The 21,861-nt window shown below is 65.5% G+C and carries 23 protein-coding genes and 1 riboswitch; of the genes, 19 read left to right on the top strand and 4 right to left on the bottom strand.

Features of this window, described 5'->3' with window-relative positions:
* Positions 1-34 precede the first annotated feature (34 nt).
* From ACVMB1_RS16150 to ACVMB1_RS16110, 9 genes are all read left to right on the top strand, one after another.
* Positions 35-1,192, top strand: coding sequence for a thiolase domain-containing protein (locus ACVMB1_RS16150; protein WP_076831315.1), 1,158 nt, complete (start codon positions 35-37; stop codon positions 1,190-1,192).
* Positions 1,192-1,581, top strand: a complete 390-nt coding sequence (locus ACVMB1_RS16145; protein WP_076831312.1) for a Zn-ribbon domain-containing OB-fold protein — start codon at positions 1,192-1,194, stop codon at positions 1,579-1,581. Before ACVMB1_RS16150 ends, ACVMB1_RS16145 begins: the two co-directional genes overlap by 1 nt.
* Positions 1,582-1,790: 209 nt before the next feature.
* Positions 1,791-2,651: a MaoC family dehydratase gene (locus tag ACVMB1_RS16140; RefSeq protein WP_076831310.1), complete on the top strand. Its 861-nt coding sequence runs from the start codon at positions 1,791-1,793 to the stop codon at positions 2,649-2,651.
* Between the two features lie 185 nt (positions 2,652-2,836).
* Positions 2,837-3,718 carry an SDR family oxidoreductase gene (locus tag ACVMB1_RS16135; RefSeq protein ID WP_076831307.1) on the top strand — a complete coding sequence of 294 codons (882 nt, stop codon included), beginning with the start codon at positions 2,837-2,839 and terminating at the stop codon, positions 3,716-3,718.
* 93 nt (positions 3,719-3,811) lie between these two features.
* A complete protein-coding gene (locus tag ACVMB1_RS16130) occupies positions 3,812-4,768 on the top strand; it encodes a dihydrodipicolinate synthase family protein (protein ID WP_076831304.1) in 957 nt (318 codons plus the stop codon).
* A gap of 2 nt (positions 4,769-4,770) precedes the next feature.
* Positions 4,771-5,571 carry an NUDIX hydrolase gene (locus tag ACVMB1_RS16125; protein WP_076831301.1) on the top strand — a complete coding sequence of 267 codons (801 nt, stop codon included), beginning with the start codon at positions 4,771-4,773 and terminating at the stop codon, positions 5,569-5,571.
* A 272-nt stretch (positions 5,572-5,843) separates the two neighbouring features.
* Positions 5,844-6,752, top strand: a complete 909-nt coding sequence (locus tag ACVMB1_RS16120) for a DMT family transporter (RefSeq protein WP_076831299.1) — start codon at positions 5,844-5,846, stop codon at positions 6,750-6,752.
* Positions 6,753-6,939: 187 nt separating this feature from the next.
* Complete coding sequence (locus ACVMB1_RS16115) at positions 6,940-7,911, top strand: Bug family tripartite tricarboxylate transporter substrate binding protein (RefSeq protein ID WP_076831296.1); 972 nt, start codon at positions 6,940-6,942, stop codon at positions 7,909-7,911.
* Between the two features lie 148 nt (positions 7,912-8,059).
* Positions 8,060-10,741: a PAS domain S-box protein gene (locus tag ACVMB1_RS16110; RefSeq protein WP_076831293.1), complete on the top strand. Its 2,682-nt coding sequence runs from the start codon at positions 8,060-8,062 to the stop codon at positions 10,739-10,741.
* Between the two features lie 188 nt (positions 10,742-10,929).
* On the opposite strand, the gene ACVMB1_RS16105 is transcribed toward ACVMB1_RS16110, so the two are convergent.
* A complete protein-coding gene (locus tag ACVMB1_RS16105) occupies positions 10,930-11,280 on the bottom strand; it encodes a GrlR family regulatory protein (protein ID WP_057015832.1) in 351 nt (116 codons plus the stop codon).
* Positions 11,281-11,596: 316 nt separating this feature from the next.
* On the opposite strand from ACVMB1_RS16105, the gene ACVMB1_RS16100 reads away from it, so the two are divergent.
* Positions 11,597-11,947 (top strand): hypothetical protein, encoded by a 351-nt coding sequence (locus tag ACVMB1_RS16100; protein WP_141340965.1) that lies wholly within the window; start codon positions 11,597-11,599, stop codon positions 11,945-11,947.
* A 15-nt stretch (positions 11,948-11,962) separates the two neighbouring features.
* Here ACVMB1_RS16100 and ACVMB1_RS16095 read toward each other — a convergent pair whose 3' ends face one another.
* Entirely contained in the window at positions 11,963-12,346 is a 384-nt protein-coding gene (locus tag ACVMB1_RS16095) for a VOC family protein (RefSeq protein WP_057015836.1), read from the bottom strand.
* 159 nt (positions 12,347-12,505) lie between these two features.
* Here ACVMB1_RS16095 and ACVMB1_RS16090 point away from each other — a divergent pair, with 159 nt between their 5' ends.
* Positions 12,506-13,243 carry a hypothetical protein gene (locus ACVMB1_RS16090; protein ID WP_200844628.1) on the top strand — a complete coding sequence of 246 codons (738 nt, stop codon included), beginning with the start codon at positions 12,506-12,508 and terminating at the stop codon, positions 13,241-13,243.
* A gap of 215 nt (positions 13,244-13,458) precedes the next feature.
* Complete coding sequence (locus ACVMB1_RS16085) at positions 13,459-13,983, top strand: hypothetical protein (protein WP_063790055.1); 525 nt, start codon at positions 13,459-13,461, stop codon at positions 13,981-13,983.
* Between the two features lie 120 nt (positions 13,984-14,103).
* Here ACVMB1_RS16085 and ACVMB1_RS16080 read toward each other — a convergent pair whose 3' ends face one another.
* On the bottom strand, positions 14,104-14,514 hold the full coding sequence (locus ACVMB1_RS16080; RefSeq protein WP_028339251.1) for a hypothetical protein: 411 nt from the start codon (positions 14,512-14,514) through the stop codon (positions 14,104-14,106).
* Positions 14,515-14,731: 217 nt separating this feature from the next.
* Positions 14,732-14,811: riboswitch (ZMP/ZTP riboswitch) on the top strand.
* A gap of 15 nt (positions 14,812-14,826) precedes the next feature.
* Here ACVMB1_RS16080 and ACVMB1_RS16075 point away from each other — a divergent pair.
* The 6 genes from ACVMB1_RS16075 to ACVMB1_RS16050 all read left to right on the top strand — a co-directional run bounded on the left by ACVMB1_RS16075 (position 14,827) and on the right by ACVMB1_RS16050 (position 19,025).
* Positions 14,827-15,690 carry a bifunctional 5,10-methylenetetrahydrofolate dehydrogenase/5,10-methenyltetrahydrofolate cyclohydrolase gene (locus ACVMB1_RS16075; protein ID WP_076831287.1) on the top strand — a complete coding sequence of 288 codons (864 nt, stop codon included), beginning with the start codon at positions 14,827-14,829 and terminating at the stop codon, positions 15,688-15,690.
* Positions 15,691-15,819: 129 nt separating this feature from the next.
* Positions 15,820-16,272 carry a MaoC/PaaZ C-terminal domain-containing protein gene (locus tag ACVMB1_RS16070; protein WP_076831284.1) on the top strand — a complete coding sequence of 151 codons (453 nt, stop codon included), beginning with the start codon at positions 15,820-15,822 and terminating at the stop codon, positions 16,270-16,272.
* 58 nt (positions 16,273-16,330) lie between these two features.
* Complete coding sequence (locus ACVMB1_RS16065) at positions 16,331-16,918, top strand: zinc-ribbon domain containing protein (RefSeq protein WP_206601531.1); 588 nt, start codon at positions 16,331-16,333, stop codon at positions 16,916-16,918.
* 210 nt (positions 16,919-17,128) lie between these two features.
* Complete coding sequence (locus tag ACVMB1_RS16060) at positions 17,129-17,422, top strand: hypothetical protein (protein ID WP_016846480.1); 294 nt, start codon at positions 17,129-17,131, stop codon at positions 17,420-17,422.
* Between the two features lie 243 nt (positions 17,423-17,665).
* On the top strand, positions 17,666-18,037 hold the full coding sequence (locus ACVMB1_RS16055; protein WP_076831282.1) for an SANT/Myb-like DNA-binding domain-containing protein: 372 nt from the start codon (positions 17,666-17,668) through the stop codon (positions 18,035-18,037).
* Positions 18,038-18,227: 190 nt separating this feature from the next.
* Positions 18,228-19,025, top strand: a complete 798-nt coding sequence (locus ACVMB1_RS16050) for a class I SAM-dependent methyltransferase (protein WP_076831280.1) — start codon at positions 18,228-18,230, stop codon at positions 19,023-19,025.
* Positions 19,026-19,051: 26 nt separating this feature from the next.
* On the opposite strand, the gene ACVMB1_RS16045 is transcribed toward ACVMB1_RS16050, so the two are convergent.
* Complete coding sequence (locus ACVMB1_RS16045; RefSeq protein ID WP_076831278.1) at positions 19,052-20,197, bottom strand: alkane 1-monooxygenase; 1,146 nt, start codon at positions 20,195-20,197, stop codon at positions 19,052-19,054.
* 161 nt (positions 20,198-20,358) lie between these two features.
* Here ACVMB1_RS16045 and ACVMB1_RS16040 point away from each other — a divergent pair, with 161 nt between their 5' ends.
* Positions 20,359-21,369, top strand: a complete 1,011-nt coding sequence (locus ACVMB1_RS16040) for a helix-turn-helix domain-containing protein (protein ID WP_143271114.1) — start codon at positions 20,359-20,361, stop codon at positions 21,367-21,369.
* Positions 21,370-21,861 lie beyond the last annotated feature (492 nt).

Below are 21,861 nucleotides of genomic sequence, written 5' to 3'. Positions count from 1 at the left end.
ACGCTCGAGCGAAGAAACGCCAGCGGAGAGCGATTTGACCATCAAGGGCAAGGCCTACATTGCCGGGATCTACGAACATCCCACCCGGCACGCACCCGATAAATCAACAGCACAGCTGCACGCCGAGGTCGCCAAGGGCGCGATCGAGGACGCCGGGCTCACGAAGGACGACATCGACGGCTATTTCTGCGCCGGCGACGCGCCGGGCGGGCTGTGGCCGATGGTCGATTATCTCGGCCTCAACACCAAGAAGCTGCGTCATGTCGACTCCACCGAGACCGGTGGCTGTTCCTATCTGATCCATCTCGGCCACGCCGCCGAGGCGATCGCCGCGGGCAAATGCTCGGTCGGGCTGGTCACGCTGGCGGGCAAACCGCGCACCGGCCCGATGCCGCCGCGCGCCTCGGGCGCCGAGGCCGATTTCGAATCCGCCTACGGGGCTACCACGCACAATGCCTATGGCATGTGTGCCATGCGTCATATGCACGACTACGGCACCACCTCCGAGCAGCTCGCCTGGATCAAGGTCGCGGCCTCGCATCATGCGCAATACAATCCGCATGCGATGCTGAAAGAGGTCGTCACCGTCGAGGACGTGCTGAACTCGCCGATGATCTCCGATCCGCTGCATCGGATGGATTGCTGCGTCGTCACCGACGGCGGCGGCGCGATGATCGTCACGACGCCCGAGATCGCCAAGAGCCTGAAGAAGCCGCTGGTGCGCCTGATCGGCCATGGCGAGGCGATGAAGGGCCCGCGCGGCGGCAAGGATCTCGATCTGACCTACTCCGCCGGCGTGTGGTCCGGTCCGCGTGCCTTCGAGGAAGCGGGCGTGACGCCGAAGGACATCAAATACGCCTCGATCTATGACAGCTTCACCATCACGGTGCTGATGCAGCTAGAGGACCTCGGCTTCTGCAAGAAGGGCGAGGGCGGCAAGTTCGTCGCCGACGGCAATCTGATCTCGGGCGTCGGCAAGCTGCCGTTCAACACCGACGGCGGCGGTCTGTGCAGTAACCATCCCGTCAATCGCGGCGGTATGACGAAAATCCTCGAGGCTGTGCGCCAGTTGCGCGGCGAGGCGCATCCGAAGGTGCAGGTGAAGAACTGCGACCTCGCGATCGCCCACGGCACCGGCGGTCTGCTCGGCGTTCGCCACGCCGCCTCAACCTGCATTCTGGAGCGTGCGTGATGTCTGAAGCGAAGAAGTACAATGCCCCGGTGACCAACCCGGAGACCGCGCCGTTCTGGGAGGCGGCGAAGGCGGGCAAGTTCATGATCAAGCGCTGTAACACCTGCGGCGAGGCGCACTACTTCCCGCGCGCGATCTGCCCGTTCTGCTTCTCGGACAAGACGGTGTGGGAAGAGTCGAGCGGCGAGGCCACGGTCTACACCTACAGCCTGATGCGGAAGTCGCCGACCGGTCCCTATGCGATCGCCTATGTGACGCTGAAGGAAGGTCCGTCGCTGCAGACCAACATCGTCGATTGCGATCTGGAGAAGGTGAAGATCGGCCAGAAGGTGAAGGTGGTGTGGAAGCCGACCGACGGCGCCCCGCTGCCGTTCTTCACGCCGGCCTGATTTTACCCTCTCCCCTTGTGGGAGAGGGTGCCTTCGCTGAAAGCGAAGGCGGGTGAGGGGTCTCTCTCCGCGTAGAGAATCTCTCTGTGGCGCGAACCCCTCACCGAAACGAGTTTGAGACGACTGCCGGTGCTGCCCTCTCCCACAAGGGGAGAGGGCGCAGTAATGGGCACCGTGCCGTTAAGAATACATTCGGGGAGAAAACAACGATGCCGATCGTGTACGAACAGCTGATGGCCCTGAAGAATCTCGGCCAGAAATACAGCTACGCCGACCGCGACGTGATGCTCTATGCCTATGGCATCGGCCTGGGTGCCGATCCGATGGACGAGAAGGAGCTCGCTTTCGTCAATGAGGGCGTGCTGACGCCGCGCCCGCTCAAGGTGGTGCCGACGTTTGCCTCGGTCGCGGCCTGGGGCGCCGGTCCCGGCGAGATGAATCTTAACCGCGTCATGGTGGTCGACGGCGAGCGCGACATCACCTTCCACAAGCCGTTCGCGACCGCCGCGCACATCACGGCCGACTCGACCGTGCTCGACGTGTTCGACAAGGGCAAGGACAAGGGCGCGGTGATCCGCCACCAGACCGTGCTGAAGGACGAGAAGGGCGACAAGCTCGCCACGCTGGTCGCCTCGCGCTTCGCCCGCGGCGATGGCGGCTTCGGCGGCCCGTCCGACGGCCAGCCCGAGCCGCACAAGGTGCCGGAGCGCGCGCCGGACAAGGTGGTCGACATCACGACGCGGCCCGACCAGGCGCTGGTCTATCGGCTGTGCGGCGACCGCAACCCGCTGCACTCCGATCCGGAGTTCGCCAGGAAGGCCGGCTTCCCGCGGCCGATCCTGCACGGCATGTGCACCTACGGCATCACCTGCCGCGGCGTGCTGCAGACCTATGCCGACTACGATCCGTCCGCCTTCAAGCAGCACGTGGCGCGGTTCTCCTCGCCGGTGTTCCCCGGTGAGACCGTGACCATGGAGCTGTGGAAGGACGGCAATGTGGTGTCGTTCGAGGCCAAGGTGAAGTCGCGCGGCGTCACCGTGATCAAGAGCGGCAAGACGGTGCTGGCGTAGCAACGCTCGACGGCCGTCGACTCCCTCGCCCCGCTCTTGCGGGGAGAGGGTGGGGTGAGGGGCTTTCTCCGCAACGGTGGTCTTGCGGACAGACCTGTACCCCTCACCCGGATCGCAAGGGCGATCCGACCTCTCCCCGCCTGCGGGGAGAGGTGAAGAAGAAAGAACAACACGGAGAAACAACCATGGGATTACTCGACGGCAAGGTGGCGCTGATCACGGGCGCCGGCGGCGGGCTTGGTGAAGCCTATGCGAAGCTGTTTGCGCGCGAGGGCGCGGCCGTGGTGGTCAACGATCTCGGCGGCCCGCGCGACGGCTCGGGCTCCGACAAGTCGATGGCCGACAAGGTGGTCGACGCGATCAAGGCCGAGGGCGGCCGCGCCGTCGCCAACGGCGCCGACATCTCGACCTTGGCCGGCGGCCAGTCGGTGTTCGACGACGCCATCAAGCATTTCGGCCGCGCCGACATCCTGGTCAACAATGCCGGCATCCTGCTCGACGAGACCTTCCACAAGGCCAAGGAAGCGAACTGGGACAAGGTGATGAAGGTGCATCTGAAAGGCACCTTCTGCTGCACCCAGCCGGTGTTCAAATGGATGCGTGACAATGGCGGCGGCGTCATCGTCAACACGTCCTCGACCTCGGGCCTGATCGGCAATTTCGGCCAGACCAATTACGGCGCCGCCAAGGGCGGCATCTGGGGCCTCTCCAACGTGCTAGCGATCGAGGGCCGCAAGTACAACATCCGGATCTGGACCCTGGCGCCGGGCGCGCTGACCCGCATGACCGCGGACCTGCCGCGTTACAAAGAGAACCCGGGTGCGGCGCTCGGGCCCGATGGCATCGCGCCGGCCGTGCTCTACATGGTCAGCGATCTGTCGGGCGACCAGACCGGCAAGGTGCTTGGCGTCTCCGGCCCGCGCGGCGTCCGCGAAATGCGGATGATGGAAATGGAGGGCTGGACGCCGCCGTTCACGGGATGGAAGGCGGAGGACATCGTCACCCACGCCAAGGAGATCTTCTTCTCCGAGGAGGAGATCAAGAAGTCGGCGCGGCGGTTCAAGTAAGGATTGGCACCCGCGACCGCGGGACGGCTTCCCGATGCGCAATGGCGCATCGGGAAATGACGCTGTATAGAGGGCGAAACAGACGAGGCACCCATGACCAAACTCACCGCCCAGGCCGCCGGAACCTTTGCGATCGCGCCGACCCCGTTCCACGACGACGGCCGCATCGACGAGGCATCGATCGACCGGCTGACCGATTTCTATACCGATGTCGGCTGCGACGGCGTCACCGTGCTCGGCATCCTGGGCGAGGCGCCGAAGCTCGACGCCGCGGAGGCCGAGCAGGTCGCGCTGCGCTTCGTCAAGCGCGCCAAGAGGCTCCAGGTCATCGTCGGTGTCTCGGCGCCGGGCTTTGCCACGATGCGCTCGCTGGCGAAGAAGTCGATGGATGCGGGCGCCGCCGGCGTCATGATCGCGCCGCCGCCGCATCTGCGTACCGACGACCAGATCATCGGCTATTTCAAGCAGGCGCAGGAAGCGATCGGCGACGATATACCCTGGGTGCTGCAGGACTATCCGCTGACGCTGACCGTCGTGTTCACGCCGGCCGTGATCCGCAAGATCGTGATGGATTCGCCGTCCTGCGTGATGCTCAAGCACGAGGACTGGCCGGGCCTGGAGAAGATTTCGACCTTGCGCAACTTCCAGAAGGACCGCTCGCTGCGGCCGCTGTCGATCCTGGTCGGCAATGGCGGCCTTTTCCTCGATTTCGAGATGGAGCGCGGCGCCGACGGTGCGATGACTGGCTATGCCTTCCCCGAGCTGCTGATCGATGTCGTCAACCTGTCCAAGGCCGGCAAGCGTGATGCCGCGCATGATCTGTTCGACGCGCATCTGCCGCTGATCCGCTACGAGCAGCAGCCCGGCGTCGGTCTGACCGTGCGCAAATACGTGCTGCAGAAGCGCGGCATCATCTCCTCCAGCGCGCAGCGCAAGCCCGGAGCCGTCATCACGCAGCAGGCAAGGGCGGAGGTCGACTATCTCTTGTCCCGTGTGGCGCGCGTCGACCGTCGCGCCAATCTGCAACCGCAATCCAGTGCAGCAGGCTAATCATGACCGAGATCGTTGCCCCGCGCCTTGCGTCGACCGTGCTGCTGCTGCGTGACGGCAGCTCATCGGGCGAAATCGAAGTCTTCATGATGGTCCGCCATCACCAGATCGAGTTCAACTCGGGTGCGCTGGTGTTTCCGGGCGGCAGCGTCGACAAGAACGACAAGGAGATCGCCGCCGATCCCGCGCTCTATTCCGGCGGCGAAGGGCTCGACGGCGACGCGCTCGGCTTCCGCATCGCGGCGATCCGCGAGACCTTCGAGGAGAGCGGCATCCTGCTGGCGCGGCCGCAGGGGTCGAAGGACCTGGTCGATGCGAAGCGCGCGAACGAGATCGCGACCGCGCATCGCGCGCCGCTGAACGAAGGCAAGATCAGCTTCCTCAAGGTGCTGACCGACAACGGCATGGTGCTCGCGCTCGATGAGCTCGTGCCGTATGCGCACTGGATCACGCCGGAGGGCATGCCGAAGCGCTTCGACACCTGGTTCTTCCTGGCCGCCGCGCCGCCCGAGCAGCTCGGCGCCCATGACGGCAAGGAATCGACCGACTCGATCTGGGTGTCGACGCGCGAGGCGCTGGAGGGCGGCGAGACCGGCCGCTTCAAGCTGCCGTTCCCGACCACGCGCAATTTGATCAGGCTCGGCAAGCAGCCGAACGTCGGCGCCGCGCTCGCCGACAGCAAGGGCAAGTCGATTGTCGCCGTAATGCCCGTGATGACCAAGACCGCCACCGGCCGCCAGCTCCGCATCCCCAAGGAAGCGGGCTACGATGGCGAGGTGTTCGACGTCGGGGCGCTGGGGTAGGTCCGTCGTCCTGAGAGACGTCGAGTGCGTGACTCACAGGCAGCGCTATGTCGTCCCGGCGAAGGCCGGGACCCATAACCACCGAACTGCATTGCTGCGCGACGCCGAGGCTGCAGCTTTTTCCAACAACACAACCCTGTGGTAATGGGTCCCGGCCTTCGCCGGGACGACGGGGAAGGAGAGTCGCTTCTCCACATTTCGGCTTATATCGAAATATCATCACCTCGCAGCGATGTAGCTTCCGTCTCAACCATCGAGACGGGATCCCGCCAATGACCACCGCCCCACGACAGCCGAGCATGGCCTTCGAGCTCGCCTTGCTGCTCGCGCTCGCCACCCTGTGGGGCGGCTCCTATACCTTCATCAAGCTTGGTGTCGCGACCATCCCGCCGATCACGCTGATCGCGGCGCGCACCACGATCGCGGGGCTGCTGCTGCTCGTCATCATGCGGATGCGCGGCGTATCGATGCCGGCCGATCGCGCGACCTGGCGCCGCTTCATCTTTCAGGCCTGCCTCAACAGCGTGATCCCGTGGACGCTGATCGCCTGGGGCGAGCGCTTCGTCGATGCCGGGCTCGCCACCATCCTCAATTCGGCCTCGCCGATCTTCACCTTCCTGTTCACCGCCGCGATCACCCGCCATGAGGGGGCGAGCCCGCGCAAGCTGTTCGGGGTGATATCAGGCATGGCCGGCATCTGCCTGATCGTCGGCGTCGATGCGTTCCGCGATCTCGGGCAGGGGATCGTGGCCGAGGTCGCGATCGTCGCCGCCACCATCTGCTACGCCTGTGCCGCGATCTTCAGCCGCGGCTTCAAGGAGCTCGATCCGATGGCGCCGGCAGCGGGTTCGCTGCTCGCGGGCGCCGCGATCCTCGTTCCGCTCAGCCTTGTCGTCGAGCGGCCCTGGACGCTTTCGCCGTCGACGACATCGCTCACCGCATTGCTGGCGCTTGCCGTGTTCTCGACCGCGATCGCGTTCGTGATCTACTTCCACCTGATCCAGACCCTCGGCTCGGTCGGCACCACCGCGCAAGCTTACTTGCGGGTGCCGATCGGGGTGGCGCTCAGCGTCACGGTGCTGGGCGAACGGCTGAGCCCGACGGCGTGGATCGGCCTCGCCTGCGTTGTGATCGGCGTCGCCGCGATGACGATTCCTGCACGAAGGATCGCCACAGCCTGACGTCATCGCCGCGATGACGATTCCCGCGCGAAGGATCGCCACGGCCTGACGTCATCGCCGCGATGACGATTCCTGGGCGCAAGATCGCCACCGCCTGAAGTTTCGCCCGCTGAAACCGACGCCTTGCTGCCGCCGGCCAATGCCTGCATGCTGCCCGCAACGAGATCGCAGGGCGGGAAACGGGACGATGTTGCGGCGGATCAGCCTCATTGCCGGTGCGTGCATGGCGTTGCTGGCGATGGCCGGCACGGTGCGCGCGCAGGACTTCCCGAACCGGCCGATCCGCATCGTCATTCCCTACGCACCGGGCAGCGTGGCCGACGTGTTCGCGCGCATCATGGCGCAGGACATGCAGGAGCAGTGGAAGGGGACGATCGTCGTCGAGGCTAAATCCGGCGCCAATGGCTCGATCGCGGCCGAGGAGGTCGCACGCGCCGCTCCCGACGGCTACACATGGCTATTGGTGACGACCTTCTTCACCGCAAGCCCGGCACTGAACACGCAGCTGCGCTGGGATCCGGTCAGGGACTTCGTGCCGGTCGGGCAGATCTGTCTCGCCCCGAACTTCTTCATCGTGCCGACCTCGCTGCCGGTGAAGACCGTCGCCGACTATGTCGCGCTGGCCAAGGCCAAGCCGGGCACGCTGAACTACAGCCATCCCGGCAAGGGCTCGACCGGCCATCTCGGCTTCGAGCTGTTCAAGCGGCTCGCCGGCATCGACGTCACCGCGATCGGCTATCGCGGCTATCCGCAGATGGTGCCCGATATCGCGAGCGGCCTGATCACCTCGAGCTTCCTGTCGGCCAACCAGGCGCTGGCCCAGGTGCAGTCCGGCAGCATCCGGATCATCGGGACGATCAGCGACGGCCGCTCGAAGTATTTCCCCGACGTGCCGACCATGGCCGAGCAGGGCTTTGCCGAAGCGCAGGTGACGCCATGGTTCGGCTTCGTGGTGCCGGCCGGCACTCCGCAGCCGGTGGTCGAACGCATCAGCGCCGCGCTGGAGACGGCGCTGGCCTCCGCTGAGGTGCGCAAGAAGCTGGATGTCGCCGGTTGCGACGCCCGTAGCGCGCCGCTGAGGCAGTTCGCCGATATCATCAAGGCGGACGTTGCGCTCTGGGCCAGGGTGGTCAAGGAGGCCGGCATCCCGCCGGACTGAGCCGCGCCGCCCTGTGCCGGAATCGGCCACCGGCACCCGCCCGGGGTGACGCCGGTCACACCGCCCGCGGGTTGGGCCGTGCAGCATGTTTCCCCAAAGCCCGTAATTTCCCGTATATTAGGGCGCATTGGACCCCGGCCTTGATGACATGACCGCTGAATTGCCGCCGAATTCGCAAGCGCCGCGTGCGTTCTCCCTCTCCATTGGCCAGCTCACGTTCGGCAGCTTCCTGCTGGTCCTGGCTGTGATCATCATCACATCCACCGCCAGCGTGATCGCGATCCGCCACATCGATACCACCTTCGCCGAGCTGCAGCGGCTGCAGAGTGTCGGCGACATCGCCGAGGATATCGACCGCCGCATGAACGAGCTGCGGCTCGCGGCGCGCGATTTCGTCACCGAGCCGGGCAGCCAGTCGGTCCAGGTCGCGGAGGCGGCCCAGTCGCTGAGCGAGATCCTGAAAAAGACCCGCATCAAGCTGGCGCCCGAGCAGCAGGACATGATCGACGGCGTCACCCAACGGCTGGCGACCTATCGCAACGGCATCGAGCGCATCTCGGCGCTGCTCAGCCGCCGCGCCGAGCTGGTCGCCGGGCTGCCGCCGCTGCGCGACGCCTTCGACAAGGCGGTCGCCGCGAGCAACGATGCGGCGCTGGCCAATGCGCTGTCGCAATCCCAGAGCCGGATTGCCACCGCATTGCTGGCGCACAACACGTCCGCTGCCGAGCAGGCCGCGCAGAGCATGCGGGCGATGACCATCTCCGATCCCGCGCTGCGCGGCGCCGTCGATAATTATGCCGAGGCGATCATCGCGGTCTCGGTGCGCGAGGGCCAGATCGCCGACATCGACAAGGAGGTGCTCGGCGCCGAAGGCCGGTTGATCCAGAAGGTCACCGAGCTGCTCCGCGAGCTCAGCTCTCGCCGCGGCCACGTGCTGTCGCGCGATTTTGCCCGGACGCTGGCCGAAGCAAAATGGCAGAGCATCGTGCTCGGCACGGCGGGTGTGCTGATCGGCCTGTTCGCGTCGGTGTTGGTGGTTCGCCGCACCGTCCGCCCGCTCGCCAGGATCGCGGGCTCGATCCGCAAGGTCGCCGGCGGCGAGAAGAGCGCGTTCATTCCCGGCGCCGACCTCGACAACGAGATCGGCGACATCGCACGCGCCGCCGAAGTGTTCCGCCAGACCCTGGTCGACGCCGACAGCGCGCGCGAGGCTGCCCTGCGCGCGCTCGCCGAGCAGCGGCTCGCCGAGGAGAGCTACCACAAGCTGTTCGAAGCGTCGGTCGAGGGCATCTACGTCACGACGCCGGGCGGCGCGCTGCTCAACGCCAATCCGGCGCTGGCGCGGATGATGGGCTATGCCACGCCGCAGGACCTGATCAAGGGCATCGACGACATCGCCACTACCGTCTATGTGGATCCGGCGGCGCGCGAGCAGTACCAGCAGCTGATGCAGCGCGACGGCACGGTGCGCGACTACGAGTACCAGGTGCGCGCGAGCGACGGCACCGTGCTGTGGCTGTCCGATTCGGCGACCGTCGTCCGCAACGACGAGGGCGAAGTGATCCGCTACGAGGGCACGGTGCGCGACATCACCGACCAGAAGCGCGCCGAAGACGCGATCGCCGAAGGCCGTCGGCTGTTGCAGATGGTCATCGATACCGTGCCCGCCGTCATCAACGTCAAGGACCGCGACCTGCGCTACGTGCTGATGAACCGCTACATGGCGGGAATCTTCGGCATCGAGCCGCAGGACGCGATCGGCCAGACCACCGGCGAGCTGATGTCGCGCTATGGCGCGGCGAAGACCGATGAGAACGACAAGCGCGTTCTGTCGGCGCGGCGCGAGCTCGGCTTCTATGAAGAGGAGTACAAGGACGTCGCCGGCAACATGCGGCAATGGCTGGTCAACAAGCTGCCGATCCTCGACGCGCAAGGCGAGATCGAGAACATCGTCACGGTCGCGCTCGACATCGGCGAGCGCAAGCGCTCCGAGCAGGAGATGCGCAAGGCGAGGGATTCCGCGGAGGCCGCGTTGCGCAATCTGCGGGAAACCCAGAATTCGCTGATCGAGGCCGAAAAGCTCGCCGCGCTCGGCCGCCTGGTGGCCGGCGTCGCCCATGAGGTCAACAATCCCGTCGGCATCAGCCTGACGGTGGCGTCCGCGCTGGAGCGCAAGACCGCGAATTTCGCCACCCAGGTCGAGCGCGGCGACCTGCGCCGCTCCAGCCTCAACGATTTCCTGAACACGGCGCGCGATGCCTCCTCGCAACTCGTCGCCAATCTCAACCGCGCCGCGGAGCTGATCCAGTCGTTCAAGCAGGTCGCCGCCGACCGCAACTATTCGGACCAGCGCACCTTCGACCTCGGCGATCTCACCGAGCAGGTGGTGATGAGTCTGAGGCCCGGCCTGCGCAAGCACAATCTGACGCTCAATGTCGATTGTGAGCCGAACCTGATCATGAATTCCTATCCGGGACCGTATGGCCAGGTGCTGACCAATCTGTTCCTCAACGCGGTCGCGCATGCGTTCCCGGACGGCAAGGCCGGCGAGGTCGAGATCCAGGTCCACGCCGCCGGCGGCGACAATGTCGAGGTGATCTTCGCCGACAATGGCTGCGGCATGAGCCTCGACGTGCGCCGCCGCGCCTTCGATCCGTTCTTCACGACGCGGCGCGATCAGGGCGGCACCGGGCTCGGCCTGCACATCGTCTACAGCATCGTCACCACGCGGCTCGGCGGCCGGCTCTCGCTGGATTCCGCACCGGGCAACGGCACACGCATCCAGATGATCCTGCCGCGCGTCGCGCCGCTGGAGCAGGCCGCGGAATAGCGCGAAGCGTAGTGGCCAACCACGCGTTTGCTCTCGATCCGTCATCCTGAGGAGCGGCGAAGCCGCGTCTCGAAGGATGCACGGCCCGGCTCGTGGCCGTCGATCCTCAGAGGCTCGCTGTGCTCGCGCCTCCAGCGACAAAGGCGAAGCCTTTGCGCGGGGATGACGGGTCTAATGGTTTCAAACCGCTAATTGATATCCGCGAGCTTGTGCAGCGTGGCGCCGAAGATCAGGCTCGCCTTGCCGACCAGCGCGGTCCCGCTCATGGTGCCGCGGGTGTCGGTGAAGGTGCCGGAGACGCCGATGCCGACGGGCGCGGGCCCGCCGAACAGCGGGTTGTCGGTGTCGCGCGGCGTCGTGTGGCGTTGCACAAGGATTTCGCCCTTGAAGGCATCGCCCTTCACCGTGTAGCTGCCGGTGTAGTAAAGATAGGCGTCGCCGCCCAGTATCTGGCCGTCGCGGAAGAGAATGACGCCGCTGCCCTTGCCGACGCGACCGTCCAGCAGGGTGACGTGAATTGAGTAAAGTCCGTTCTTCATGACGTCCCGATTGCTGGCCGCCACGCCCACGGCAAGCCAGTTGGTTTTTTATGCCAAAGCGAGCAACCTCGTGCAATGCGGCAGGTTGATTCCCGGGTGTCCCGCGTTCGGGTGACCCTCGGTTCCTGCCAGGCAGTGTGACGGCGCAATGACAGCGGACCGTACGCGCGAATCAAAGTGGCCCGCGAAATGCATAGCTCTGGTTGCACTGGCCGGTGAGTGCTGGAGCAAACACATGTCTGACTGGATTGAATCCGGCGGCCATTGGGCACGCCCTCGCAGGCTCAATGGAACTTCGGCCCGTTATGCGGGCCACATGATCGCATCCCTCGTGCTGATAACGCTGGTGTTGGTCGCGGCCATGCGAATCGCGCAGGCGCGCGATCCCGACGGCCGCTACGCCAATTCGCCGCTGAAGGAGTGGTTCGACGGCCTGCGCAGCGGCAAAGGGCCGTGCTGTTCGGATGCCGACGGCACAGCGGTCAGCGATGTCGACTGGGAATCCAAGGACGGGCACTATCGTGTGCGCCTCGACGGGGCGTGGATCGATGTCCCCGACGAGGCCGTGGTCACCGAGCCCAACCGGGTCGGTCGCGCCATGGTCTGGCCGATTCCCAGCTACATGGGCGTGACGATCCGCTGCTTCATGCCCGGCAGCATGACTTAGCGCCGCACGCGTGGCTCAGACGTATTTCTGGTCGCGCTCGAGCAGTTCGATCGAGATGCCCTGCGGGCCACGGATGAAGCAGATCCGCACGCCGGGACGGATCGTGGTCGGCTCCTTGGTGAATTCGACGCCCTTGGCCTTGATCTCGGCCGCGACCGCGTCGATGTCCTTCACCGTGAGCCCGAAATGATCGAGCCCCTGATAGGGCGTCACCGGCGCGGCGTTGACGCCGTCGCCCTGGGTCACCTCCGCAATGAACACCCTGGCGCCGCCGAGCTGGACGTCGATGCGGCCGGGGCCGCGGATGATCTCGCCGCCGAGAATGTCGCGCAGCCAGGTCGCGGTGGCCTCGGGATCGGGACTGCGCAGGTGGACGTGGTCCCAGGTGACGACAGGCATTGCGATCTCCTTGTTGTTGTCGTGCCGCTGTTCGGTGCGCGGCACTCGCTCTCGGGCGGCGCAAATCTAGCGAGCGGTTCGCTGGGATACCATCCCTCGTTATGCCTGCCCAAGATTGTCGTCCCGGAATGAAACCATTGCGGCCGTCAGCGATTGTTTTTGCGTGGCCGCTCGACCTGCGGCCGTCCCGGAAGCCGCGCGGTGCGGCTTCCTCTCTGTGTGGGGGCGGCCAGATCAGGCTGCCAGGGTGAGGGCACGACGATGCGGATCGGCTTGGCGTCGTTTCGGAGGTTGGCCGCCGGACGTCTCGGTGAAGGGGGCTTCTACGCCAGCCTGCTGCTGCCGCTGATTGCGCTCGCCGGGATCGCCGCATGGTTCATGCTTCCCGAGCCGAGCGACGCCGGGGACCAGGATGTCTGGCCGGTGTCCTCCATGATCCGCACCGCGCAGAATGCCCCGACCGGCGAGCAACCAGCCCAAATCACAAATCAGACCGCGAGGGATGCGCTTGCCGCACCGGCGGACGAGCCGACCACCGTCGGTGTGGCCATCGCTCCACAGGGGGCAGAGGAGGCCAAGCCGTCCGGGCCCGGCGCTGAAAGGTCGCCGCTGGATAAGCTGCGGATCGCCTCGCAATCGTGGCGGCGCGGCGGGCTGGGTTCGAAGGCGCTGGTCACCCTGACGCTGCGCAATGCCAATGATTTCGCCGTCAAGGATATCGAGATCGCCTGCGCCTTCATCCGCCGGGACGGTCGGCCGCTGACCGAGCGCAAGCGGCTGATCTCCGACACCATCGCCATGAAGAGCCGCAAGACTTACTCGCAAATGTTGGTCGGGTTCGTCAACGTGAACGCAAACAAGGCGAAATGTTCGGTCGTGACGGCGAGCCGCCTCTAATTCCCGGCATCTCGAAAAAGTGACCGCGAATTGACTTGTCGGGTGAACCGTAACGGCCGGACAGGAACTAACTAATAAACCAGCCGTTAGCGAACGACCCGGGAGCGCGGACAGCGTCCGGGTGATCATGCGCAGACGATGAAATCGCCCGCGCGATGACTGATGTCGTCGCGCCGAGATGAACCGCGCCCTGCTGCGCGGGGGGAGCTACCAAAATGCCTGTGGCGCGTTATTTCCTGTTCGTTGGTGGAGTGCTGCTCGCGCTGCTCTTCGTCGTCAATGCCATCGTGCCGCAGGAGGCCGTGGTCGCCGGCCAGAACCAGGGACTGTCGTCGCCGGGCGTCGACAAGACCATGGTGCGCATCAAGTCGACCCAGAAATTGCCCGAGCGGGTGGTGTACGACACCAATTTGCCGACCATTGTTCCGGCGCAGGTCAACGCGGTCGCCGCGGCCATCCCGTCGGCTACGGGCGATGCGTCGGCGCAAGCCCGCGTCCGCAATACGTTCGCCCAGTTCATTCCGCCGGAGAAGGCTGATGCGCAGAAGGTCGCGGCTGAGGCAAAATCGGCTGAACAACCGGCGCAGGCCCAGCCTCAGGCGCCGAAGAAGCGCAAGGTCGCGCGCTACCATGCCCATCCCCAGCAGCCGATGCGGCTGGCACAGCCCGGCATGTATCAGCCCTACCGCGTCGCGCAGCAGCAGCGCATGGGCTTCTTCGGCGGCTTCGGCACCTGGTAAGAAAGGGCTGCCGCAGCCGGCAATCAATCCGCCGCCGCAAACACTTGCGGCGGCTTTTTCATGTCCGCGATCAGGCGGGTGGCCGGATCCGGGACGGCGTCCGAGCGGCGCTCGCTACCTTTAGCGCGGCAGGCGCGGAATCTTGTCCGCGAAGCCGTTGTAGCAGGTCAGCCGCTCGTCCTCTTCCTTCACGAAGCGGCAATCGTTGACGCCCTTGGCCGGGGCAGCCTTCGGCTTCGGCTGCGGCTTGAAAATCTCGTCGTAGCAGATCAGTCGCTCCTTGGTGGCGTCGTCGATGTCCTGACAGGCCTGAAGCTTCTGAGCGACCGATTGAGGCTTGCCGGGCGCGGCAGGCTTCTCGCCCTTCTTGGCGGCCGACTTCTTGCCGACCTGGACCAGCGGCTTGTCGCCGACCATCGGCTGCGAGGTCGCCGCCGCCGGCTTGTCTGCGTCGGCGGGGGCCGGCGTGGTGCCTTGGGCAAGCGCGGCAGCCGGGCAGAAGAGCGCCAGCGCGAGGATGATATGTCTCATGTCGAAAATGTCCGAAATGGCGTGATGACCGGAAGGATGGCGCCGGGGATCGGAAAAGCCCGGCAAGCGCCGAGACTTAACGCAAGTCTTGCCCGAATCCTACCCCCAGAGGTGACCCGCCCGGCACCGATCCACCGGCAAAAGTGAGGGCAATTCGTCGCCGTTCGACCCGCGGGAGAGCGTGAATTGCCTTTGCCCGGCGGGGCGGCTATGACCACGCCATCTGCGCGACTGGCGCTTGGATGGACCACCATCGGGGAGCGCAGAGACTGAACGCCGCGCGCCTGGGCACCGCTTCGAAACGGAGGTGCCATGACGGCGAACATTCTCGATGGGCATGCACATGCCCAAATTGTCATCGACAAGATTGCTGGCGAACTCGACCGGCTGCCCCGCGCGCCGGGGCTTGCGGTCGTGCTGGTCGGCTGCGACCCGGCGAGCCAGATCTATGTGCAGAGCAAGGTCAGGATGGCCGAGCGGCTCGGCCTGCGCGGCGAGGTCGCACGCCTGCCGGATGATGCCAGCGAGTCCGATCTGCTTGCCGGAGTAGAGGCGCTCAATGCGCGCGACGATATCGACGGCATCCTGGTGCAGCTGCCGTTGCCGGCGCATATCGACGCCTTGCGCGTGATGGCGGCGGTCGATCCCGCCAAGGATGTCGACGGCCTGCACGCCCTGAACGCCGGCCGGCTGTTTCATGGCGATGACGCGCTGGTGCCGTGCACGCCGCTCGGCTGTCTCCGGCTGATCAAGTCGGTCCGATCAGACCTCACCGGCGCCCATGCCGTGGTGATCGGCAGCTCCAACATCGTCGGCAAGCCGATGGCCGCGTTGCTGCTGCAGGAGCACGCGACCGTGACGCAGACCCATATCCACACCCGCGGCATCAGCAGGATCTGCCGCGAGGCCGAAATCCTGGTGAGTGCGGTGGGCAAGGCCGGCCTCGTGCGCGGCGACTGGATCAAGCCCCAGGCCATCGTCATCGACGTCGGCACCACGCGCGTCGAGAGGCCGGACGGCGGCTATGCGGTGTGCGGCGACGTCTCGTTCGACGAGGCGGTGCAGGTCGCCGGCGCCATCACGCCGGTGCCGCGCGGCGTCGGCCCGATGACGATCGCCTGCCTGATGGAGAACACGCTGAAGGCGGCAAAGGCGAGGGCGGCGCGGCTGCAATAGCGCGGGATACCTGCGGCGATATGCGAGCGGTGGGTATCGCTCGCGTATCGCGCGCGAAGTTCATGACGTCCGGGGTAATGGAAAGCCCGCACCATTCGTCTATCGTCGCGCGACAGATGGAGGCGCGCGATGCTGTATGCGGAAGATCTCACCGAGGGCCAGACGTTCAAGCTTGGCAGCTACACGATCGGCGAGGCCGAGATCCTGGAGTTCGCCGGCAAATATGATCCGGTGCCAATCCATGCCGATCCCGTCGCGGCTGCGGCAGGCCCGTTCGGCGGACTGATCGCAAGCGGTTTCAACACCATTGCGATCTATCAGCGGCTCGTAGTGGAGGCGATCTGGACCAAGGTGGCGGGGATCGTCGGGCGGAGCTTCGAGATCCGCCTGCCGAGCCCGGTTCGGCCCGGCGCCACGCTCACCGGCCAATCCCAGATCCAGAAGATCACCATCAGGCCGGAGCGGCGCGACGCTGTCGTGATCTTCAAGACGGAGCTGGTCAACGACGAGCAGCGCCCGGTTCTTGTCCTCGTGCTCGACGCGCTGATCCGCATGCGGCCGGCGGAGCAGGGGCCGGCATAGGCGCGGCCTGAGGGGCATCCCGAGGTCATCCGCCTCGGACGGCCGTCAGCGCCTCTACGTGTTCCCCGCACGCGACCTTGTCGTCGCGCAATGTTGCGGCAATTATGACAAGCCGGCGGCAGAACGGCAGCGCATCAATGACGTCATCATCGACGAGGTCGTGCTGCCCGGTATTTGCTTCGTCGATGCGCCGAACGCATTCGACCCAGACGGATGTGCCGCCGTGAAACGCAGCAAGCAGACGAACGGAGAGATCGAAGCCAGGCGGCGCAAGGCCGAGGAATGGCTCCGCATGCAGACCCGACGCGCCGCTGAACGGCAACGGCTTCGCGACTACAAGATTGCGCTGGCGCGCGACGAGGTTGCCGTCGATACGACGCGGCTTGCGCCCTCGAACAGCTATTCGACCCCCGACTTCGTGCTGCGCGGAACCTATCGACCCGAGCCCTTCGTCTGCAAGGACTGCGGTGTTGCCGAGGTCTGGACGCCGTTGCAGCAGAAATGGTGGTACGAGACCGCCAAGGGCGACGTGTTCACCAAGGCGGTGCGCTGCCGGGCCTGCCGCACCAGGGAGCGCGCGCGCAAATCCGCCGCACGCCGCGTGCATCTGGAAGGACTCGCAAGGAAGAAGCCTCCCGTCTCGTAGCGATGGGCGTGACTTCAGGGTCGCACTTCACATCTGATGCGCGGGGAACCGCTGCGCAGGCGGTCAATGCGTCGCGCGTGCGGAACGTTTCGTTGCCTGATTGGTTCGAGACCTTGAAGCCCCCGATGTGGGGTGCGGGCGGGGAGGAACCAGCCAAGGAAACTTGTCAAGGAAACCATCGCGGCCGGAACCAACGAGAAGGAGCAGCGGATGAAACTCAATTCCACGCAAGTCAAGCAGACCATGACGCAACTGAATGCCCAGGTGCTTCCGGACGATCACCCGGCCGTGGCGCAACTGAACAGCGTGTTCGGTGAGCACACATTCTTCGTCGACACCAGCGGGCTCAAGGTGCTTGAACCGGCCCAGACCTCCGACATGCCGGGGCAGACCGGCGAAGTCGTCAGTCTCGCCGAGTGGAGCGATCCGGAGCTGACCTCGCTTCGGCCGCACGAGCCCGAGCCGACCGGCGTGCTCATCGCGCTTGAACCCAGCAAGCACTGAAGCGTTCCAGCGCGAAGTGAATACCGGTTCGCGCAACCAAAACGCCATCAAGCAAGGGGATTGAGAGCATGATCCGATTCAATCGGATCATGCTCTTTGTGCTGCATCGTGCGACACCGCGATCGGCCGTCCTGATGGCGACAGCCCCGACGTCGCATCAAGAGGTGCCGAAAGTCACATGGCAAATCAGCGCCGCCTGCGTATGCATCGGTTTGAGATGGGTATCCAGGCGGTGAGGGGCAGATGGGGATCGTGCGGCGCTGGAGCCCTGACGAGGACGACAAGCTCAGAGAGCTCGCCAGGGCCGGCAAGAACGCTCTCGAGATCAGTAACGAACTGACCCGCAGCGCTTCGGCCGTGCGCCGGCGCGCCGAGGTCCTGTCGGTCCTGATCATGGCAAAGGCGTTTCGCGCGCGCCCCTCGCATGTCGCCACCCATCTCGAGCGGGTCGCGATCGACGCGATCCGCAACCGCCGTCCGTTTCCCGCGGGCGTCGGCCCGAGCACCATTGCCGGAATGATCGAGAAGGGCTGGATCGTCCCGGAGATGGGGCGCAGATACAACGTGACCGATGCCGGCGTGGAGGCGGTGCGGCGGAAGATTCCGAGCGGCTGAAGGGAATGCCGGCTGCACGCCGGGCGCGCCATGCCGAAGCGGCTTACGCATGCGGTGGGGAAGGCGGACCATTCGCGACCGAATGCAAGATTTCGCGCCCGAGACGGACGTCCCATCCGTTCAATCATCGGGGGCGCGACGACCTGCGGCCTCTTTGTGTCCTCGTCAGCCCACCGATCTGATTGCGCCGATGCTCAACGCCCAGCTAGCCCAAGCCGACCGATATCAAGCCGACCGATACCAGCGTTTCGCCGATCTCGCTGTCACCGTCGGTGACGCGATCAATGCGATCGCCGGGTTGAATCCGGCTCAGCGTACAGACGTGGACTTCCTCGAACGCGAATTCATCCCGGCGCTGGGGCTCAATGACGAACTGCTTCATGAGCAGCCGCCGGAGCTGGCGCCGAACTTCGGCAAGGGCCTCCACCTTTGGCAATACCCGAACCAGCTTGCGCCATACCTCGCCTGGCTTGCGCGCAATTCGTCCGGCGTTTCCTCGTACATGGAAATCGGCTGCCGCTGGGGCGGCATGTTCGTCCTGGTTACGGAGTGGCTCAGGAACAGCGGCGCCGACCTCAAGACCGTGATTGCACTCGATCCGATCGCGCCGACGCCCTTTATCTCGACCTATTTCGATCTGCTGCAGCAGCAGGCCGCTATCGAGCCGATCTACATCCAGGATTTTTCGACCTCGCCGCTGGTCGGTGCGCATGTCGACCGGCTGAAGCCGGACTTCGTCTTTATCGATGGCGATCACAGCCTGCGCGGTGCGCTACAGGATCATCTGCTGGTGCGTTCCCACGCCCGCATCATCGTGCATCATGACATCCATTCCCAAGCCTGTCCGGATACCACGCTGCTCTGGAAGGCGCTGAAGCAGTTCGAGGCGCCGAGCTTCGATACGTTCGAATTCACCAGCCAGTATCTGTCGATCAATGGCTCATTCCTCGGCATCGGTGCCATGAAGCGGCGCTCGGCCCAGATGTAGGACCGGGAGCCGGGCAATCGCCGCGATCACGAGCTCGCGGGCCGATCGCGGAGGTTCAGCTTGCTCTTGTCGCCGCCGGCCCAGGCCAGGGTCTTCGGGTCCATCACGCGGAACCAGAGCGGCGGGATTGCCGCCAGCCCGAACATGCCGGTGTAGCCGTTCGGTAGCCGCGGGATGTCGTCGAAATCGCGCAGCGACTGGTAGGGGCGCATCGGGTTGGCGTGGTGGTCGGAGTGACGTTGCAGGTGGAACGTCATCAGGTTCGAGACGATGTGGTTGGTATTCCATGAGTGGCGCGGCTCGACCGCCTGGTAGCGGCCGTTCGGCAGCTTCTCGCGCAGCAGCCCGTAATGCTCGACATAGTTGGCCTGGGTCAGCGCGTACCAGCCGAGGAAATGGTGCGCGACGATGAACGGCGCGACCTTCCAGCCGAACAGCGCAATCAGCACGGCGGCGACGACGAGCGTCAGCGCAAAGCCTTGCAGGATCTCGTTGTTGACCGACCAGACCGGCTCGCCGCGCCGGGTCAGCCGTTCGGCCTCGTTGCGCCAGCCACGCTTGAATGCACCCGGCAACTCGCGCGTTGCGAACGCATAGATCGATTCACCGAAGCGCGCGCTGGCGGGGTCCTCGGGGGTTGCGACCCAAGTGTGATGGCCGCGATTGTGCTCGACGCGGAAATGCGCGTAGCCCACCGCGCAGTTGGCGAGCATGCCGAACAGGATGTTGAGCCTGTCCGGCTTGTGGCCGAGCTCGTGCCCGATCAGGAGCGCGCCGCCATTGATGGTGCCGACGCCGAGCAGCAAGGCGACATAGGACCACCACGGCAGATCCTGGGTGCCGAAGAAGGCGATCAGCGCGACGTAGTTGATCCAGGGAAATACCACGGTGATGCGCGCGAGCCGCAGGTAATAGGGATCGGCCTCCATCGCGGCGACCACTTCCGCCGGCGGATTGTGGGTGTCTTCGCCGAACACGACGTCGAGCAACGGGATCAGGATGAAGATGAAGACGAAGGGGATCAGCGTCACCAGCGGATTGTGTGTCCGCAGGAACAGCCAGTAGGACAACAGCGGGATCAGCGGCGGAATGAACGAGAGCATCCAGAGATAGCGTTTGCCGTCCCGGTAGGTGATCGTTTCGCCAGCAGCATTGGTGCCCGTGAAGATCATCGCATTCCCTCCAGCATCTCTTGCGAGGCGGCGTTCGCCATTGTTGGGCCAAGCATGCCGCCAGGCGGGCCTGCGCCGCCAGTTCACAACAGGCCAATTTTGTGGCATTTTGCGCCAAGCTTGTTCGGCCGGACGTTCGCGAGGGGGAGGTCGCCGACGCCATGCACGGATCGGAATCCGATGCCCTTCGCACGCCGGTCTCCGCGGCCTATGCGCGGGCCCTGGTGCGGGCATTTGGCCAGACGCGAGGCGATCGCGACGAGCTGCTGAAGGGCACCGGAATTCGGCTCGAGGCGCTCGACCAGCCCGGCGCTCACATGCCGGTATCCTCGCTGGTGGTGCTGGCGGCCAACATCACCCGCCGGCATGGCGAGCTGTGGCCGTTGTCGGCCGCGGCGGTGTGGTCGACATCGCTGCAAGGCGCGCTCGATGTCGCGACCAGGACGGCGCCGACCATCGCGGATGCGTTGGCGACCGGCGCGCGCTTCGGGTCGACCCGCGCGCCCTTCGTCCGCAACCGGCTGCGCAAGACAGCGCGCGCGATCCAGATCGAAATCTCTCCCGCCGTCGCGATGGACGAAGGGCTGTGGCACGCCGTGGCGCTGGCGGTCAGCCTCAACGTGCACGCCGTGTACGTGCAGCTGCTCGAGGATGCGATCGGTGAGGCGACACTGCAATTTCCCTGGTCGCCGCCTGCGGGCGCGGAGCGGCTGCTCGAGCATTATTCCTGCGCGGTGAAGTTCAACGCCGCCGCCTTCATCTTCGAGGTGCCGAAAGCGCTCGGCGCACGGCCGTCGCCGTTTGCCGATCCGCAATTGCACGCCAAGGCCATTGAAGCGCTCGAGGCGATCGAAAATCCGCAGCCCGACACCGCGGCGCTGGCGGGCATCGTCGAGCGCCTGATCGCGGCGCGCCTGCCGCGGCGCCTCGCCGAGGAGGAGGCCGCGCGCCTCGTCGGCACTTCGCGGCGAACGCTGGTGCGGCGGCTCGCCGAGACCGGCTGCGCCTTCCGCCCGCTGCTCGACGGCGTGCTACGCGAGCGCGCGAGGATCATGCTCGCGGCAGGCACCCAATCGCGCGACCAAATAGCGGCCGCGCTCGGCTATACCGACGCGACGAGCTTCAGCCGGGCGTGCCGGCGGTGGTTCGGAGAGAAGGGCGGGCGGGATTAGGGCGCGGTCGATGGCTCGCGCAAGCCCACAGACCCTGGTGGACGATACGCAGACTTAAGCGATGCCGATCCCGTCAATGCGTATGCAGGGCGTCGTAGGCGTGCGCAAAAAACACAGCGGCGCTGAGGAGCAGCAGCGCGACAATGGTCGCTTCCATCATGACACTTCCCCATTATTGTTTGGGAGAAGTGGTACCGGTCAAATGTTTCCGCCCGGTTTCGTCCGCTGATGAAAATGGTTTCGTGGCAGGATCGCTGCAACAATCGGCTGCCGGATCGAGCTCGCGCGGTGCTCGGATCGCTCGGCATCGATACTGTGACGCCGACCTAAAAGCTACGCCGCCGGGCCCGAAATGGTTTGTCCCGGCGGCGCCCTGTCATTCCCAGCGCTGGGGCCCTGAAATTCCCAGTGTCATTTCCTTAGCAGATCCGCGGAGAGACGGCTGTTGCCGAACTCACACAAGCTTCTAAGAGAGGAGCCGACGCCAGGGCC

The organism is Bradyrhizobium sp. USDA 4504 (assembly GCF_054063995.1).
The sequence above is the reverse complement of the archived record's forward strand: the minus strand, read 5'-3'. Positions and strand labels throughout refer to the sequence as shown.

Coding starts and splice junctions, on each gene's coding strand:
- ACVMB1_RS16145 (WP_076831312.1), top strand. CDS start 1,192: ATGTCTGAAGCGAAGAAGTACAATGCCCCGGTGACCAACCCGGAGACC.
- ACVMB1_RS16140 (WP_076831310.1), top strand. CDS start 1,791: ATGCCGATCGTGTACGAACAGCTGATGGCCCTGAAGAATCTCGGCCAG.
- ACVMB1_RS16135 (WP_076831307.1), top strand. CDS start 2,837: ATGGGATTACTCGACGGCAAGGTGGCGCTGATCACGGGCGCCGGCGGC.
- ACVMB1_RS16130 (WP_076831304.1), top strand. CDS start 3,812: ATGACCAAACTCACCGCCCAGGCCGCCGGAACCTTTGCGATCGCGCCG.
- ACVMB1_RS16125 (WP_076831301.1), top strand. CDS start 4,771: ATGACCGAGATCGTTGCCCCGCGCCTTGCGTCGACCGTGCTGCTGCTG.
- ACVMB1_RS16120 (WP_076831299.1), top strand. CDS start 5,844: ATGACCACCGCCCCACGACAGCCGAGCATGGCCTTCGAGCTCGCCTTG.
- ACVMB1_RS16115 (WP_076831296.1), top strand. CDS start 6,940: ATGTTGCGGCGGATCAGCCTCATTGCCGGTGCGTGCATGGCGTTGCTG.
- ACVMB1_RS16110 (WP_076831293.1), top strand. CDS start 8,060: ATGACCGCTGAATTGCCGCCGAATTCGCAAGCGCCGCGTGCGTTCTCC.
- ACVMB1_RS16105 (WP_057015832.1), bottom strand. CDS start 11,280: ATGAAGAACGGACTTTACTCAATTCACGTCACCCTGCTGGACGGTCGC.
- ACVMB1_RS16100 (WP_141340965.1), top strand. CDS start 11,597: ATGATCGCATCCCTCGTGCTGATAACGCTGGTGTTGGTCGCGGCCATG.
- ACVMB1_RS16095 (WP_057015836.1), bottom strand. CDS start 12,346: ATGCCTGTCGTCACCTGGGACCACGTCCACCTGCGCAGTCCCGATCCC.
- ACVMB1_RS16085 (WP_063790055.1), top strand. CDS start 13,459: ATGCCTGTGGCGCGTTATTTCCTGTTCGTTGGTGGAGTGCTGCTCGCG.
- ACVMB1_RS16080 (WP_028339251.1), bottom strand. CDS start 14,514: ATGAGACATATCATCCTCGCGCTGGCGCTCTTCTGCCCGGCTGCCGCG.
- ACVMB1_RS16075 (WP_076831287.1), top strand. CDS start 14,827: ATGACGGCGAACATTCTCGATGGGCATGCACATGCCCAAATTGTCATC.
- ACVMB1_RS16070 (WP_076831284.1), top strand. CDS start 15,820: ATGCTGTATGCGGAAGATCTCACCGAGGGCCAGACGTTCAAGCTTGGC.
- ACVMB1_RS16060 (WP_016846480.1), top strand. CDS start 17,129: ATGAAACTCAATTCCACGCAAGTCAAGCAGACCATGACGCAACTGAAT.
- ACVMB1_RS16055 (WP_076831282.1), top strand. CDS start 17,666: ATGGGGATCGTGCGGCGCTGGAGCCCTGACGAGGACGACAAGCTCAGA.
- ACVMB1_RS16050 (WP_076831280.1), top strand. CDS start 18,228: ATGCTCAACGCCCAGCTAGCCCAAGCCGACCGATATCAAGCCGACCGA.
- ACVMB1_RS16045 (WP_076831278.1), bottom strand. CDS start 20,197: ATGATCTTCACGGGCACCAATGCTGCTGGCGAAACGATCACCTACCGG.
- ACVMB1_RS16040 (WP_143271114.1), top strand. CDS start 20,359: ATGCACGGATCGGAATCCGATGCCCTTCGCACGCCGGTCTCCGCGGCC.